We start from the raw sequence: 16,869 nt of genomic DNA, 5'->3' as shown, positions 1-16,869 counted from the left end.
TGCTGTACCGGATGCCCCGCCTCGTGCGGGGCATTTGTTTTGTGGGACGCGCAACGCAGCACTCGCGCTCTGTCCGTCGCACAACGCGGTCCTCGATGCGATAGAGTCGGCCCATGGAACAACCCAGCCGAAGCGTGTCCGGCCCGCTGATTGCGATCGTTGCCGACGAACTCCGTCGGCATGCCCCGTTCGACCGCATGTCCATCGAGCATCTCCAATGGCTGGCGGGCGAAGCGTCGATCGTCTATTTCCCGTCGGGTGCCACGATCCTGGAGCCGGGCCAGGGCGTCCCCCGATACTGCTACATCGTCAAGCAAGGTGCGGTCGCGGGGTTCGGGCCCGATCAGACGGCCACCGAAACACCGCAGTGGCGCGTCTCCGCCGGGGAGTGCTTTCCCCTCGGGGCGCTCGTCTCGGTCAGACCGGTGACGACCGTGGCGCGCGCGGCCGGCGACGCCTTCTGTTATCGCATCGGCGCGAAGGCCTTCGACGACCTGATGGAGAAGAGCATCCCGTTTCGCGACTTCGCGACGCGGCGGCTCGCCCGGCTGATCCTCGACTCGCGTCTGGCGCAACGCGTGGATGCCACCAGCGCATCCCGGCAACCGCTCGAGCGCCGCCTCGAGGACCTCGTACCGGGCCAGGCAACCCTCTGCAGTCCCGATGAATCGGTCCGGAACGTCGTCTCGAAAATGCGTTCGGGGCGCGCCGATTCGGCGCTGATCGTGGATGAACGGCATGCGGCGCTGGGCATTTTCACGCTGCGGGACCTCCGGGATCGCGTCGCCCTGGAACCCGCCCGCCTGGAGCAGGCAGTGGCGGAGGTGATGACCCGGAACCCGACGACATTGCCCGCCGATGCCATGGCGTTCGAGGCTGCGTTGCTCATGGCCGAACGTGGCTTCCGCCACGTCATCGTGACGCGAGAAGACCGCGTCATCGGCGTCGTATCCGAAAGCGAGCTTTTCGCCGCTCAACGGATCGGCATGCCGGCGCTTTCCGCGGCCATCCGGTCGGCTCCGGACGTTGCAGTTCTCCGCCGCGCCGCGGAGGACGTCCGGACCCTCACGCGAGGCCTGGGCGCGGAAGGCATGCCCGCCGAGCAGATCACCAGGATCGTGGCCACGCTGAACGATCTCATCACCATCCGCGTGATCGAGCTCGAGTGCGCGGCGGCTGACATCGACCCGTCCACCTTCTGCTGGCTGGCCTTCGGCTCGGAAGGCCGGCACGAGCAGACGTTCGCGACGGATCAGGACAACGGCCTGCTGTTCCCCGACCCGCCCGACGGCGATGGCGAGACGATGAGGCAGCGCCTCCTGCCCTTGGCCCGGCGCGTCAACGCTTCCTTGGCGGAATGTGGCTTTCCGCTGTGCAAGGGAGACATCATGGCCGGCAATCCGCGCTGGTGCCTGAGTCTGTCCGAATGGAAGAAGGCGTTCGCCGACTGGCTGCGCAATCCCGACGGCGAAGCTCTCCTGCACGCGGCCATCTTCTTCGATCTGCGCGCCCTGCATGGGGCCGTGGAACTTGCCGCGGATCTGCGCTCGTGGCTTGCGGATGCCGCCAAGGGCAACAACGTGTTTCTCCGCATCATGGCGGAGAACGCCCTGAGGAACGAACCGCCGCTGGGCCTGCTCAAGGATTTCTCGCTCGCCGAGCACGAAGGTCGCCCGGACACGCTCGACCTCAAGGTCAACGGCGCGGCGATCTTCGTCGACGCGGCACGTTTGCTGGCACTCGCCGCAGGCGGCACGCAGGCCGGGACGGCGGATCGGCTGCGTGGCGTGGCCCTCGCAAGGGGGTTCGACGAGAACGAAACGCAGGCGTGGCTGGAAGCATTCCACTTCGTGCAACAGATCCGGCTCAATCACCAGCTGCGCTGCATCGAGGAACGACGCCCCCCGGACAATTTCGTCGCGCCCGAGACCTTGAACGCCCTCGACCGGCGCATCCTGAAAGAGTCCCTGCGCCAGGCGCGCAAGCTGCAGACCCGCCTGAAACTCGACTACCGTCTATGAGGCTGTTGCGCTGGATCGGCCGTCTGCCCCTCCTGGACCGGACACCCCGCGCATCGGCGCTGCGCGAATGGCGCACCCTGACAGCCCAGGCGCCGGGCACGCCACTGGAATTCGCACGTTTTGTCGTCGTGGACACGGAAACCTCGGGACTCGACCCGCGGCGTGCCGAATTGCTGTCGATAGGCGCCTGCAGGGTGGATTGCGCAACACTGGGCGTGGACTCCGGACTGGAACTGCAGGTCGCCCCGCGAACGCTCAGCGCGCACGAGAATGTGCTGGTGCACGGAATCGGTCACGAGATGCAGAGCGCAGCTCAGCCCCTGGAGGGGGCGATGCTGCGATGGATCGCCTACTGCGGGCGCTCCTTTCCGGTGGGATTTCACGCCCTGTACGACGCCACGATCCTGGCCCGGCACGCGCGGGCTGCGCTGGGTGCCAAGCTCCCGCTGGACTGGCTGGATGTGGGCGTGTTGCTCCCTGCACTTCACGGCGAGAACCGCCCTGACTTCGGATCTCTCGACGAATGGCTGGACCGGTGCGACATCCGCTGTCCGGTGCGGCACTCGGCGCTCGCGGACGCGTACGCCACCGCGCAACTGTTCCTGCGCGTGCTGCAGATGGCGAGGGATCGTGGAATCCTGGACGTCCAGTCCCTTGTTGCATTGCAAAAGCGCCATGTCGACAACCAACTGCGCCCCGCCATTGCCCCGGTAGGTGCCTGATCAAGCGATCCGCCCCGGGGTCCCGCTTTCGTTCACGTGCATGCGCAGCCTCGCGACATCCCGACATCGGCATCGCTTTTGACTTTTGACAGGACGGCTAATATCCTCGGCCGGCCATGCGGGCGCGCTCGCGCACAGTTCAAGAACATGCGGGCAGTTTGGGAGTTCGGGAGTTGCGGCGCTCCGTGCGGGCCGGAACAAAACAGCGGTTCACATTTCCAGACAGAGGAGGAAGCCCATGGCCGACAAGCCGATGGACTGGGTCGCGATCGACCGGGATCCCCGATTCCAGGCACTGCACAACAAGAAGTCCCGGTTTCTCTGGGGCCTGATGGTCTTCTCGATCGTCTACTATTTTCTCCTTCCGATCGGCGCCGCCTACTTCACTGACCTCTTCAAGGTGAAGGTGTGGGGGCCTGTCAACGTCGGTCTGCTGTTCGCTCTTTCCGGAATTCATCGTCGCCTGGGGCATCGCCTGGATCTATGCCCGGCGGGCGAACAGCGAGTTCGACACGATGAACGAAGAAATCAACCGCATCGCGCACACGCTGGGAGGCAGCAAGTGAAGCCATTCGCAAAGCACCTGCCCGCATTCGCATCCACGGCCCTTGGCCTGTCCGCCCTGTCCACGTCCGCTCTGGCCGCCGACACGAGCGCCGTGAGCGACAAGTTCCGTTGGCTCACGTTCCTGGTGTTCGGCCTGATCATCGCTCTCACGATGTACGTCACCTACCTGGCTGCGAAACGCGTCAAGAGCGCAAGCCAGTTCTATGCGGCCGGACGTTCGGTGAGCGGCATCCAGAACGGCTGGGCGATCGCCGGAGATTACCTCTCGGCCGCCTCTTTTCTGGGTATCGCCGGACTGATCTCCCTCTATGGCTACGACGGGTTCATGTATTCGGTGGGCTGGCTGGTGGCCTACATCACCGTGCTGCTCGTGATCGCCGAGCCTTGCCGCAACATCGGCAAGTACACGCTGGGCGACATCCTCGCCTTCCGCAATGATCCGAAGTCGGCGAAGACCGTTGCCGCCGTTTCGACCATCACGGTCTCGATCTTCTACCTGACCGCGCAGATGGTCGGTGGCGGCGTGCTGGTGAAGACGCTCGTGGGCATCGACTACGAGATATCGGTGATCGTCGTGGGCGTACTCATGCTCGCTTACGTGCTCTTCGGCGGGATGGTGGCGACCACGTGGGTTCAGATCATCAAGGCCCCTGCTCGTGATCTTCACCTGGGCTCCCTATGGATTCTCCTTGCCGGGATTCCTGCAGGCCGCCGTCGATTCCGTGAACGTGCAGGGCCAGGTCACCAAGCTGATCGGCGATGCGGCGAAGAACATGACGCCGCAGGAACTCGGCCAGCGGTTCCTCGAGCCGGGCCTGTTCCTCAAGAATCCGATCGACCAGATCTCTCTGGGGATGGCGCTGGTTCTCGGAACCGCGGGGATGCCGCACATTCTCATGCGGTTCTTCACCGTGCCTACTGCCAAGGACGCCCGCACTTCCGTGATCTGGGCCATGGCGATCATCGGCGGCTTCTACGTGCTGACTCTGTTCCTCGGACTCGGGTCGGCAATCAACGTGGGCCAGGCCGAGATCACCCGCATCGACAAAGGCGGCAACATGGCGGGTCCGCTGCTCGCCCAGTTCCTGGGCGGCGGTCCCGACAGCATGCTGGGCAATCTTTTCCTCGCATTCGTCGCCGCCGTCGCCTTTGCCACGATCGTGGCGGTGGTCGCCGGCCTCGTGCTCGCATCGGCCTCGGCCATGTCCCACGATATCTACGTGGGCGTGGTGAAGGGCGAACATGCCACGCAGGAACAGGAGGTTCGAGCCGCGCGGGTGTCGTCCATCATCGTGGGCATTGCCGCCATCCTCATCGGCATATTGGCCAAGGGGCAGAACGTGGCGCACCTGGTGGCACTGGCCTTCGCGGTCGCGGCGTCCAGCAATCTGCCCTGCGTGCTGCTCACGCTCTACTGGAGACGCTGCAACACCGGCGGCATCGTGACCGGCATGATCGTCGGTGCGCTGTCCGCAATCGCACTGGTGATGGTTTCGCCGAACATGACCTACCCCACGGTCGTCAAGGCCAACAGCGAAAAGGCCATCAAGGCGGCCGACGACAAGCTCGTGGCATTGAACGCGGATCTGGCCGCTGCAACGGACCCCGCTGCGCAGGAAAAGGTGAAGACCGCGATTGCCGCTCAGGAGAAGGCCAAGAAGACCGCGCAGGATGCCGTCACGAAGCTCGGTGGTGCCACGACGAGCCTCGTCGGCCTCGAACAGCCGCTGATCCAGCTCAAGAATCCCGGCCTCATATCGATTCCGCTGGGTTTCCTGGCGGTCATCATCGGATCCCTCCTCTACCGTGACAAGCGTGCGGACGAGATGTGGGATGAACTGTACGTCCGGCAGAACACGGGCATTCATGCCGAGGGCGCCGTGGCTCACTGACGCCCCTGCATCCTTCGACCTCGAACCCCCGGGCTGACCCCGGGGGTTTTTTGTTTTGGCGACGTTTTTGCCCGCCTTCGGGGCGGATTCGCCGTTCCGTCCACGGGACTGCGAATAGCATGAGAACTCAAGATGATGCGCGGGGAAACCCGGGGAATCGAGGATGAATCGGGCTAGAATCGTGGTTTATTCGATTCGCCCTCCGAGCCGCGGTCTGGCGCCGGACAGAACATGCTCACCTTCCAAGACCTCGTCCTGACGCTCCAGTCCTACTGGGGCAGACAGGGCTGTGCACTGCTCCAGCCATACGACATGGAAGTCGGGGCTGGAACCTCCCATACCGCAACGTTCCTGCGGGCGCTGGGCCCTGAACCGTGGCGCGCAGCCTATGTACAGCCCTCGCGCCGTCCCAAGGACGGCCGGTACGGCGACAACCCGAACCGGTTGCAGCACTACTATCAATACCAGGTCGTGCTGAAGCCCTCGCCCGAGAACATTCTCGATCTCTACCTCGGTTCGCTCGAGGCCATCGGCATCGACCCGCGGCGCAACGACATCCGCTTCGTGGAAGACGACTGGGAAAATCCGACGCTGGGCGCCTGGGGACTCGGGTGGGAAGTCTGGCTGAACGGCATGGAAGTGACGCAGTTCACCTACTTCCAGCAAGTAGGTGGGCTCGACTGCAAGCCCGTACTGGGCGAAATCACCTATGGCCTGGAACGGCTCGCCATGTATATCCAGTCGAAGGAGAACGTGTTCGATCTGGTCTGGACACCCGGAATCGCCTATCGGGACGTATACCACCAGAACGAAGTGGAGCAATCCACCTACAACTTCGAGCATTCCAACGTGGCGTGGCTGCTGCAGCAGTTCAACGCCTTCGAATCGGAGGCCAAGCGCCTGATCGAAGCCGGTCTGCCTCTGCCGGGATACGAGATGGTGTTGAAGAGCGCTCACACGTTCAATCTGCTCGATGCGCGCGGTGCGATTTCCACGACGGAACGCGCCGGATACATCGGCCGCATCCGGGCACTCGCCCGCATGGTGGCGCAGGCCTACTACGAATCGCGCGAGCGCCTGGGCTTTCCCATGCTGAAAGCCGCCTGACGAGAACCAAGTCGAACGAAAGATGACGCAACAGCCCCTCCTGGTCGAACTGTTCACCGAAGAACTCCCCCCCAAGGCGCTCTCCACGATCGGAGACGTCTTCGCGCAGAAGATCGCAGAGGGTCTGAGGAAGCGCGCAATGGTCGCGGAGGGCGCACGGACGGACGCTTTCGCCACTCCTCGGAGGCTCGCCGTGCGCGTGGACGGCGTGCTTGAGAAGTCGCCGGATCAGGCGCGACGCGAAAAGGTGCTGCCCGTCTCCGTCGCATTCGACGCGCAGGGAACCCGACGCAGGCCCTGCAGAAGAAACTGGCGGCGATGAATGCCTCGCATGTCGATCCGGCATCGCTCGAACGGGCATCGGACGGCAAACAGGACACGCTCTACTACAGCTTCGTCGCGCCGGGTATCACATTGTCTGCCGCCCTCCAGTCGACGCTGGACGAAGCGATCGCCCAGTTGCCCATCCCCAAGGTCATGCGCTACCAGCGGCCCGACGGAACGGACGTGCACTTCGTCCGTCCGGCGCATCGGCTGGTAGCCCTGCACGGTTCGACTGTCGTCGCCGTCCGTGCCCTGGGGCTCGATGCGGGTCGCGAGACCTTCGGGCACCGATTCCTGAGCGAAGGCCCCATTGCCATCGAGTCCGCGTCGACCTACGAAAGACAGCTCGAGGCGCAGGGCGCCGTCGTGCCCGGATACATGCAACGCCGCGGGAAGATCCATGAGGCGCTCAAGTCCGCGGCGGAACGACAGCACGCCTGTCTTGCCGAGCACGACGCGCTGCTCGACGAGGTGACGGCCCTCGTGGAGCACCCCGTCGTCTACTCGGGAAAGTTCGACCCGGCCTTCCTTGCTGTGCCGCAGGAGTGCCTGATCCTTTCCATGAAGCAGCATCAGAAGTACTTTCCCCTGGTGGACAGTGCCGGAAAGCTGCTCCCGACATTCCTCATCGTCTCCAACCTGCGTACCGACGATCCCTCCGACATCATCCGGGGGAACGAGCGCGTATTGCGTGCCCGGCTGGCAGACGCGAAGTTCTTCTTCGACCAGGATCGCAAGGCACCGCTCGAAAGCCGCGTGGAGAAGCTCGGCGCAGTCGTCTATCACAACAAGCTCGGCAGCCAGCTCGACCGTGTGAAGCGCATCGCCAGGCTTTCCGCCGAGATCGCCTCGCTGCTCCACGCCGATGCCGACAAGGCGGAACGTGCGGCCCGTCTGGCCAAGGCCGACCTGGTGACCGACATGGTCGGGGAGTTCCCCGAGCTTCAGGGCATCATGGGCATGTACTACGCACGGCACGATCGCGAGGACGACTCGGTCGCCGCGGCCATCGAAGCCCACTATCACCCGCGATTCGCCAACGACACACTCCCGGCAGACAACATCGGGGCCGCAGCGTCGCTTGCCGACAAGCTGGATACGCTGACCGGCATCTATGGCATCGGCCTCGTCCCCACGGGAGACAAGGATCCGTTCGGACTGCGCCGCGCGTCGCTGGGCGTCCTGCGGATGCTGGTGGAGAAGCCGCTGCCGCTGGACCTGGTCGAATTGCTGAATCTCGCGCGAGCGAAGTTCCAGGGCGAAACCGTGTCACAGAGCGTCGCGACGGACCTGCACGGGTTCATGCTGGAGCGGTTGCGCCACTACCTGCGCGAACGCGGATACGATGCCGGCACGGTCGACTCCGTGATTTCGCAGTTCCCCACCCGGATCGATCTCGTGATCCCCAGAGTCGAGGCGGTCCGGCAATTTCTCGCGATGCCGGAGGCGCAGAGCCTCGCGGCGGCGAACAAGAGGATCAGGAACATTCTCAAGAAGTCGGACGGTGTGCCGGGAGAGCCCGACCCTGCCCTGATGCCGGAAGCAGCCGAGAAGTCGCTCTTCGAATCGGTGCGGTCGTTGGAGCCGTCGGTTGACTCCTTCGTCAGGAACGAGGACTACACCGACGCTCTCAAGCTGATGTCCGGCGTTCGTCCGGCAGTCGACGCATTCTTCGATCAGGTGATGGTGATGACGGACGAACCGCTCATCCGCAACAACCGCCTGGCGCTGCTGTCCCGCCTCGAACGACTGATGAACCGCGTGGCGGACATCTCCCGCCTGGCGGCCTGACCGGCTCACCATCAACGCGGAGGGAACGTGCGCCTTGCCATCCTCGATCGCGACGGCGTCATCAACTACGACAGCGACCAGTTCGTCAAATGCCCGGAGGAGTTCCGCCTCATTCCCGGCAGTGCCGAAGCAATCGCGCGGCTGAACCACGCCGGCTACCACGTCGTGGTGGCCTCCAACCAGTCCGGCGTGGGTCGTGGGCTCTTCGACATGGCGACGCTCAATGCCATCAACGAAAAGATGATCCGGCTTGTCAGTCAGCTCGGCGGACGCATCGACGCCATCTTCTACTGTCCCTGTGCGGCCGATGCAAACTGCGAATGCCGGAAGCCGCGCGCAGGCATGTTCCATGAGATCGCCGAACGTTTCGGCGTCGACCTCACCGGAGCTCCCAGCGTCGGAGATTCCTTGCGTGATCTTCAGGCGTCCGCATCCGTCGGTGCGAAGCCGATCCTGGTACTTACCGGCAAGGGAAAGAAGACGCGCGATGCCGGAGGCCTGCCGGAGAACACCGCGGTCTATGCCGATCTGGCCGAGGCGGTGGAACACCTCATCGGCTGATTCGCGGGCGATGCGGCAGCCAGGCGGCGAAGGCAACCCATGATCGTCGTCCGCTCGACCCTCTTCTTTCTTCTGCAGTCGATGCTGACGGTGGTCTTTTCGTTCATCGCGCTGCTGACGTTTCCGTTGCCGCTCATCGCCCGCTACCGGATCATCACGCTCTGGTCCCGCCTCGTGGTCAGGCTGGCGACTGCCATCTGCGGCATCCGGTATCGAGTGATCGGGGGCGACAATCTGCCCTCCTCGCCCAGCATCGTGCTGGCCAAGCACCAATCGGCCTGGGAAACGCTTGCCTTCCAGGTGCTCCTTCCGCCCCAGGTGTGGGTGCTCAAGCGGGAACTGCTGAGCATCCCGTTCTTCGGGTGGGGACTCGCCATGACGAACCCCATCGCCATCGACCGGGGTTCCGGTCTGCGAGCCTTGAAACAGATGCTGGAGCAGGGTCGGGATCGCCTCGCTCGCGGCTTCTGGATCGTGATGTTCCCCGAAGGCACGCGCGTGGCACCGGGCGAGCGGGGGCAATATTTCGTCGGAGGGGCCTGGCTGGCCGTGCAGACGGGAACCCCCGTCGTGCCTATCGCTCACAATGCGGGAACGGTATGGCCCAAGGGCGCCTTCCTCAAGCGTCCGGGCACGATCGTCGTGAGCATCGGCCCCCCCATGGACCCGAGGGGATTGAAGGCCGAACAGTTCAACCGGCAGGTGGAAACGTGGATCGAGACGGAAGTCGAACGGCTGGGCTCCGCGCGGGCGTGACCAACAACAGAGACTGCAGTTTCCGCTGCTACCGAAGGCGGTCAGCCTTGTCTGCCTGACAAGACCGTGCACGTGACAGGGCATTGTTGGCTGTATTGCGGCAAGTGGCTCTCGTTGTGGTCCGGGTTTCCCGAGTAAGAATTGTCACATTTGAGAGGCACCTAGCCCCATCCGCCATCCCTGAAGGTGAAAGCCGACATGCCGGCCCACTCCGACTGCTTTCACCTCTTGGACTACTCACCCAAATGGCACCCGGTTTGCTTTCAGAGACCTTGTTTTTGCGTGATCCAAATGGCCGCTCGTTGTCCCGCCCCTCCGGGTAGTGTGTGCGGCCCAGCCGCCGTGAGAATTGGACGGCCAAGTAACAAACCAAGCAACGGATTCCACCAGCTCGCCAATTGCGGCCAGAGAAATGTTCCGGCTTCGATCATGGGGTTGGCCCTTCGATTCCGTTTTCAGTCGCAAGTCACACGCAGACGAGGAGTCGCACTTGCGTAGGATCGCACCGAGACATCTGTTCGTACTTGCAATCTGCGCGATCGTTACCTTGATCTCTCAAGGCTGGATCGGTGCCGAGACGATCTATTCGAAAGAATTGGCGGTAAAGAGATCGGAATTGCACTTCGCCATTCTTAACAACACCCCGCCAGAAGGGAAGACTTGGTCAGAAATTGGTGCACGCCGCACGAACATCCGAATTGCTTCCATATTCGCGGCAGAGTTTCTCCGAAAGTCGATTGGCGCGGATGTCGCGCAAGCGTATTTCCTGCTTGACTCGGCGTTTCTCTTTGTAGCCCTTGTCGCTCTTTACGCCTATCTGCGGTTCTGGTTTAGTCCACAATGGGCGTTCGGTGGTCTCCTGGGCATGGCCTTACTTCTGCCGCTTACGTACTTCCTTCACTACTTCCATCCTTGGGATCGCCCGGGTCTACTTGCCTGGATCATTCTGCTTCATCTGGTCAGAGCATTCCGCCTGCTGCCTTTGCTCGTTGCTCTGCCGGCCAGCATTCTCATCAAGTACGACACTCTCGTGATGCCAGCACTGTATTTGATCGCCGGACTGCGCACAGAGCGAAAATGGTCGGCCGTACTTGGCGCAGTCTTGCTCGGTGCAGCCGGGTTAGCCACATATTCCCTGCTATGCAGATATTTTCCGAACTCAGGCCCATCCGACCCAACGTTCTCTATCGTTGCCCAAACAATCAAGAATGCCAAGGATGCACTGGAATCGGGGTTGCGATATCCACCTTTGTTGGCGGACATCCCATTGATCCTGCTCGCGATGGCTGGGTGGCGTGACAGCGATCAATTTCTCAGGAGCTGCGTTATCTTCTCCTTGGTGCCCTTAGCGGCATGGTCCACGATGTCCAACCTCCAGGAGGTCCAGTGCGCACACACCACTGTTCGTACTTCTTCTGCCAGCGGCAATTCACGGGGTACGCCGCCTCCTGAACGACGCCACGGCTGAGTTGACACCGGGAGCAAAAACATGAACGCGGACATCCACCCGGGTCCTCGTGTAGTCCATCGATAAATATTGGCACAGGGGTACCAAGGCGTGACGTTCGCATTGACTGAGCCGGTTAGACCAGATCCGACGCCTCCCGTCGTCAGCGTTGTCTCGACCTTGTACAAGTCGCGCGCCTACCTGCCGCAATTCCTTGATCAGTGCATTGATGCGCTCCAGGCGGCAAACGTCGAGTCGTTTGAGATCATTCTTGTCAACGATGGATCGCCAGACGATTCTCTGGCGTTCGCACTCAAACGACAACGCGACATCCCCTCAGTTGGTCGTGTTAGATCTATCGAGGAACTTTGGCCATCATCATGCACTTCAGGCCGGCATGGTGCATGCCCGAGGTCAACTCGTCTTCCTGATTGACTGCGATCTGGAAGTGTCCCCGAGCGTTTTCTCCGCGTTCTATAGCAAGATCCTGGAAACCGGGTGCGACTTGGTATACGGCTACCAGGAGTTCCGCAAGGGAGGTCTCTTCGAACGCTCGTCCGGTGGCTTGTTCTGGAAGGGGTTCAACCTGTTGAGTGAGATCAGAGTTCCGGAGAACATGACCACCGAACGGATAATGAGCAGACGATTCGTGGACGCCCTGTTACAACTCGGAGACAGGAATCTGTTCTTGGGCGGCATGATGACCTGGACCGGATTCGATCAGATCGGCATCGCGGTGCCGAAGGGGTTGCGCGACGGAACGAGCACTTACACTCTGATGAAACGGGTCCGGCTGATGGTGAACGCCGTAAGCTCCTTCTCGTCACGGCCACTTGTTCTCTTGTTCAACTTCGGGATCTCGATCACCGGCCTCAGCATTGCGTATGTCGCGTACCTTCTACTCCGCAAGCTCATGTTCGATGACACCTTGATCGGCTTCACTTCCGTCATGGCGTTGGTCGCTCTGAATCTGGGCATTCTCACCACGTCCATCGGTCTTGTCGGCATCTACTTGAGCAAAGTCTTCAATCAGGTTCAAGCTCGGCCCAATTTCATTGTCAAACAGATCTATCGCTAATTCGATGACGTCACCACTTCCAAGCCAACTCGACAGTCACGCCTCGTCTTACGAAAGTGTGTTTCCTTATTTTCGTGAGAACATCATCGTTCACGCCGCCTACGGCGATAAGGTTGCCGGGTACGTCGAGACAAGTCGCGCGAGATCTGTGCTCAGTCTGGGTATCGGTCATATGGAAGTCGCGTCTCGAATTCTCCAGCAGTTGGGGAACGGCCAATTTGAAGAGTATGTGATCGTCGACGCTTCTCCGAAGATCATCGATGTATTTTCTTCGACCATAGCACCTTGTCCTCAGGGATTGCGAATCATCGAGGGATATTTCGAGACGTTCGAGTACGCCGGTCAATTCGATGTCATAGAAGCCGGTTTCGTCCTCGAACACGTGGATGACCCTGGAGTCGTTCTGCATCGCATGCGCTCGCTCCTGGCGCCGGGAGGAAGATTGTTCGTGGCAGTGCCGAACGCTCGATCGCTGCACCGAGTGATCGGACACCTCAGTGGCATGCTTCCCGACGTGTACGTGCTCTCCGAGTCTGACCGATCACTTGGTCACAAGAGATACTTCGATTCGGAATCGGTACGCGACCTGATCCAAAGATGCGGTTTCCAGGTAAGAGTCGAGGAAGGCATGATGCTGAAGCCGTTCACCACCGCGCAGTTGAATGCACTGAATCTATCCAATGCCGTTTGGAGTGCACTCTTGACGATGTCAAGAGACTATCCAGAGATTTCGAACGCGATCTATCTTGAAGCGGTTGCCCAACCGCCTGGCAGCGCCTAGTCGCTATTCTTGAGCCCGTCCAAATGCCGCATGGTGCCGACGTAACGCGTACGGCGCCGTCACGTTGACCAGAGGAATAGGCGTCATGACTTATCCTCGTGAGGAAGTCCGTCCGCCCAACATCCGCAGACGTTCCACTACTGTTCTGGTGCTCTCGGGTGGAGGCTTTCAGGGCTTGTCCGTAGTGAAAGCGTTGCGACAGCTCTCCGCAGTCAGGGTGATCGTGGCTGATTGCCATGTCGAGAATGTCTCAAGGTACTTCTCCGACGCTTTCTTTGAGGCGCCGCTGCTCAATGAACCGACCGCTTTCGTCGAGTTCGTAGCCGACCTCTGCGTCTCGCAGGGAGTGACGGTGATCTTTCCATCCACAGATCATGAGCTCGATCTTCTCTGCAAGAACCGGGAACGGTTTGCTGCCATGGGAATCACGACATACGTATCGAGTGCACGAGTGCTTTCCTTGAGTTCGGACAAGCGCCAGTTCTACGATTGGCTCGACCAGTGCGGCATTGCCAGACTTCCAACGTATAGCTCTCCTCTCTCCCCGGATGCAGCGTTTCCTTTGATTGCCAAGCCACGGCGTGGTTGGGGTGGCCAAGGGGTGCACGTGGCTGCTACTGCGGCCGACGCCGTTGCCATAGGCGCTTATCGTGACGATCTAGTTTGGCAGAGCTGCCTGGACAACTTCGACGAGTACTCGGTTGACTTCGCGATCGACGTCGACGGCCGCATGTCAGACATGGGCTTTCGCCGCAGGGTTCGTACGCTCGGCGGTTTCGCGATATTGGGGGAACCTGGGGCACCCCAGCCTGTGCAGGAGGTGGCGCTCGCCACCATCAGTAACTTGGCGCGTCGAGGAGCCTTGGGCCTGATGAATCTTCAGGTCCTGCATACGGATTCCGGGAGCTACGTCTCGGATCTCAACGCACGAGCAGGTACTTCGCTCCCTCTTACGCTAGCGACTGGTCTCAATCCTGTGCGTTTCCTGCTTCACGGCAACGGCGCTTCTGACGCTGATCATTCAGACTCACGCGCGACTCGAACGATTCGCTATCTTGCAGAACGTGCCGTGTCGAAGGTGAATCTCACCGGGATTCGGGGATCGTCTTCGATCTGGATGACACTCTTCGACCAGAAGCGCTGGATGTGGGGAAAGCTCGAGATCACTTGGGAGCAGGCAAAGACTTTCCTGCCCGCCCGCAACACCTTTGTCGCGCTCGCGCTGCAGATCATCGAGTAAGGGAACCGTTCCCATCTTTTTGATGCGCTCTGCAGCCAGCTCAACCTGGGAGAAGAGTCGCGGGCGTCGTTGATGGATTTCTACCGGGGCGCCCGCCCCACCGGCGATTTCCTCTACCCAGATGTGGTGTCGACCCTGGAACAGCTGGGTTTCTCTGGGCTGCGACTCGGGATTCTTTCGGACAACCCGCCCGCCTCGCAGCGGTTGAAGCTCCTCGCATCTGGCTTGGACTCCATGGTAGATGCGATCGTGCCCACAGGCGACCTGGACACGAGCAAACCTGATCCCAAGGCATTCGGAGCAGTCGCCGACGCGATGTGTATTCCCGCCCACGACTTGGTCATGGTAGGTGACAACATCTTCAGGGACATCGATGGTTCGCTCAGTGCAGGCTTCCGGCACGCGTTCTTCATTCGAAGAGAAGGCGGCTTCTTCAATTTCAGCCAGTCACTGGTACGCCGTGCCCTGGGTCGGCCACTGACCGTGACACACTTGGAGACCCTCTCTGAACTTCAGTGGTACTTGCCTCTCCGAGGGGGCCGGCATGACTGATGTTGCGCCATCTCGGCGCGTGGCGATTCTCCAGTCGAACTATGTTCCGTGGAAAGGATACTTCGACATCATTCATGACGTGGATCTGTTCATTTTCTACGATGACAATCAGTACACGACAGCAGATTGGAGGAACCGCAACCAGATAAAGGCAGCAGGCGGCGTCGACTGGATCTCCATTCCTGTGGGGGAGAACCGAAAACGCCTCATTTGCGATGTCACCATCCCGGATTCGCGTTGGCAGGCGAAGCATTGGCGCACGATCACGCAGAACTACGGAAAGTGTCCGTACTTCGACCGGTATCGGGATGCAATGCAGGAGATCTATCTTGGAAGGACTTGGCTCAATCTATCCGAACTCAACCAAACGTTGATCCGCTTGATCTCGACGGAATTTCTCGGAATCTCGACACAGTTCGCGGATTCTCGCCAGTACGCAGCCGTAGGGCAAAAGCTGGACAGATTGGTTGACCTCGTCCAGAAATCGGGGGCGACGACCTACGTATCCGGTCCATCTGCGAAAGACTACATCGTTCCCGAACGCTTCCAGGATATCGACGTGGAACTGAGGTGGAAGGACTATTCGGGTTACCCGGAGTATCCTCAGAGGTTTCCTCCGTTCGCGCACGGAGTGACAATTCTGGACCTACTTTTCAATGTCGGAGAGCGCGCGCCGTGGTACATCTGGGGTTGGCGTGACGAAGTGCCAACATCGTCATGAACAGGGTTCCGCTGGTGCACGTTCTTGGCGCGGGCCCATGGCAAATCCCGACGATCCGAAGGGCGAAGGCCATGGGATGCCGCGTACTGGCGACAGATGGTCTTTCACACCGGCCTGGTTTCGAATTGGCGGATGAGTATGAGATCGCGGACATCCGCTCCCCTGACGAAACGTTGGCCGCGGCTCGACGTCACGGCGTCGACGCCATCGTTTGCGACACGACAGATACCGGAGTTAAGACGGCTGCAACCGTGGCGGAGGCTCTCGGTCTGGTCGGGATCGGAAAAGCAGCCGCCGTGAACTGCACCGACAAGTCCCGGATGACCGATTGTGCCAAGCGGGCGGGGCTGCATGTGCCCTGTCAGAGACTCTTGTCTGACGAAGCCTCGATCGACGATGCAGTAGCGGCTCTGCAACCACCTTGGATCGTCAAACCAGTCGACTGTCAGTCTGGGCAGGGCGTTAGTGTCGTACGTGATCGCGCGCAACTTTCTGTTGCGTACCAGTATGCTCTAGGGCGTAGCCAAAAGAAACACGTCTTGATACAGCAGTTCATTCGTGGGGTCGAGATCATCGTCGATTCCATCGTGATTCACGGCCGAGCTCACTGCCTCGGTATCGCGGTGAAGACTCCTTACTTGGATAACCCGACCGTAAGCGAAAGAATCACCTACGGATGCCTCGACTTGCCGATGTCCGAACAGGCTATCAAGGAGTGCAATGACAAACTCATAAAGAGCCTTGCTGTCGAGTCTGGATTGGTTCACGCTGAGTACATCATTTCCGAAGGCGTCATGACACCTATCGATGTCGCAGCACGAGGCGGAGGAGTTTGCATCTACCAGCGTGTGCTGCCACATGTCAGTGGAGTCGACACCGTGGGCACGCTGATAGAACTCGCTCTCAATCGTCGACCTGAAGTGCAGGTATTGCCTGAGTTTCGTGGCGGCAACATCGAGTTCATTCGCGTCCCACCTGGACGGATCGAATCCATATTCGGAGTCGAAGAGGCACAGTCCGCTCCAAGTGTGGACTGCGTTCATCTGTTTCACGACGTCGGTGACTGGGTGGGTTCCCTACGACAGAAGGAAGACCGGCTCGGCTTCGTCGTCTGTCTCGCGAATCGCGCTAGGGACGCAATTGTTGCATCGATGTCAGCAGCAGCACTCATACGAGCGAAGACAACGACGGTACAGAGGCGCGAATCGAGTGAGATTCTTTGATTCCCCTGACCCACGTAACCCGGGATGGCCGTTGGTTCGGGGGAGACTAGCTGCGATGCATCCGTCGGAAGCCTGATTGGTGCAAT

12 protein-coding genes and 3 pseudogenes are annotated in these 16,869 nt (G+C 60.8%); all 15 read left to right on the top strand.

The window, feature by feature from the left end:
* Positions 1–113: 113 nt before the first annotated feature.
* The 15 genes and pseudogenes from IPK20_07430 (at position 114) to IPK20_07360 (ending at position 16,783) form a co-directional block, all read left to right on the top strand.
* Positions 114–2,021 (top strand): CBS domain-containing protein, encoded by a 1,908-nt coding sequence (locus tag IPK20_07430; GenBank protein ID MBK8016564.1) that lies wholly within the window; start codon positions 114–116, stop codon positions 2,019–2,021.
* On the top strand, positions 2,018–2,743 hold the full coding sequence (locus tag IPK20_07425; protein ID MBK8016563.1) for a 3'-5' exonuclease: 726 nt from the start codon (positions 2,018–2,020) through the stop codon (positions 2,741–2,743). Before IPK20_07430 ends, IPK20_07425 begins: the two co-directional genes overlap by 4 nt.
* 238 nt (positions 2,744–2,981) lie before the next feature.
* A pseudogene (locus IPK20_07420) lies at positions 2,982–3,309 on the top strand (DUF485 domain-containing protein).
* A 152-nt stretch (positions 3,310–3,461) separates the two neighbouring features.
* Positions 3,462–5,202 (top strand): annotated as a pseudogene (locus IPK20_07415) (cation acetate symporter).
* Positions 5,203–5,433: 231 nt separating this feature from the next.
* Positions 5,434–6,309 carry a glycine--tRNA ligase subunit alpha gene (gene glyQ / locus IPK20_07410; GenBank protein ID MBK8016562.1) on the top strand — a complete coding sequence of 292 codons (876 nt, stop codon included), beginning with the start codon at positions 5,434–5,436 and terminating at the stop codon, positions 6,307–6,309.
* A 22-nt stretch (positions 6,310–6,331) separates the two neighbouring features.
* A pseudogene (locus IPK20_07405) lies at positions 6,332–8,424 on the top strand (glycine--tRNA ligase subunit beta).
* Between the two features lie 27 nt (positions 8,425–8,451).
* The gene (gmhB, locus tag IPK20_07400; protein MBK8016561.1) at positions 8,452–8,985 is read left to right on the top strand and encodes a D-glycero-beta-D-manno-heptose 1,7-bisphosphate 7-phosphatase; all 534 of its coding nucleotides are present in this window, start codon (positions 8,452–8,454) and stop codon (positions 8,983–8,985) included.
* A gap of 39 nt (positions 8,986–9,024) precedes the next feature.
* A complete protein-coding gene (locus IPK20_07395; GenBank protein MBK8016560.1) occupies positions 9,025–9,741 on the top strand; it encodes a 1-acyl-sn-glycerol-3-phosphate acyltransferase in 717 nt (238 codons plus the stop codon).
* Between the two features lie 490 nt (positions 9,742–10,231).
* Positions 10,232–11,209, top strand: coding sequence for a hypothetical protein (locus IPK20_07390; GenBank protein MBK8016559.1), 978 nt, complete (start codon positions 10,232–10,234; stop codon positions 11,207–11,209).
* A 259-nt stretch (positions 11,210–11,468) separates the two neighbouring features.
* Positions 11,469–12,266: a glycosyltransferase gene (locus IPK20_07385; protein ID MBK8016558.1), complete on the top strand. Its 798-nt coding sequence runs from the start codon at positions 11,469–11,471 to the stop codon at positions 12,264–12,266.
* Positions 12,267–12,270: 4 nt separating this feature from the next.
* Positions 12,271–13,047, top strand: coding sequence for a class I SAM-dependent methyltransferase (locus tag IPK20_07380; GenBank protein MBK8016557.1), 777 nt, complete (start codon positions 12,271–12,273; stop codon positions 13,045–13,047).
* Positions 13,048–13,132: 85 nt separating this feature from the next.
* Entirely contained in the window at positions 13,133–14,287 is a 1,155-nt protein-coding gene (locus IPK20_07375) for an ATP-grasp domain-containing protein (protein ID MBK8016556.1), read from the top strand.
* Between the two features lie 72 nt (positions 14,288–14,359).
* Positions 14,360–14,839 carry an HAD-IA family hydrolase gene (locus IPK20_07370; GenBank protein MBK8016555.1) on the top strand — a complete coding sequence of 160 codons (480 nt, stop codon included), beginning with the start codon at positions 14,360–14,362 and terminating at the stop codon, positions 14,837–14,839.
* A complete protein-coding gene (locus IPK20_07365) occupies positions 14,832–15,560 on the top strand; it encodes a WbqC family protein (protein ID MBK8016554.1) in 729 nt (242 codons plus the stop codon). Before IPK20_07370 ends, IPK20_07365 begins: the two co-directional genes overlap by 8 nt.
* Positions 15,557–16,783, top strand: coding sequence for an ATP-grasp domain-containing protein (locus tag IPK20_07360; protein ID MBK8016553.1), 1,227 nt, complete (start codon positions 15,557–15,559; stop codon positions 16,781–16,783). The genes IPK20_07365 and IPK20_07360 overlap by 4 nt, the downstream gene beginning before the upstream one ends.
* The last annotated feature ends 86 nt before the right edge of the window (positions 16,784–16,869 follow it).

This window comes from Betaproteobacteria bacterium, from assembly GCA_016713305.1.
Lineage (GTDB): Bacteria > Pseudomonadota > Gammaproteobacteria > Burkholderiales.
The sequence above is the reverse complement of the archived record's forward strand: the minus strand, read 5'-3'. Positions and strand labels throughout refer to the sequence as shown.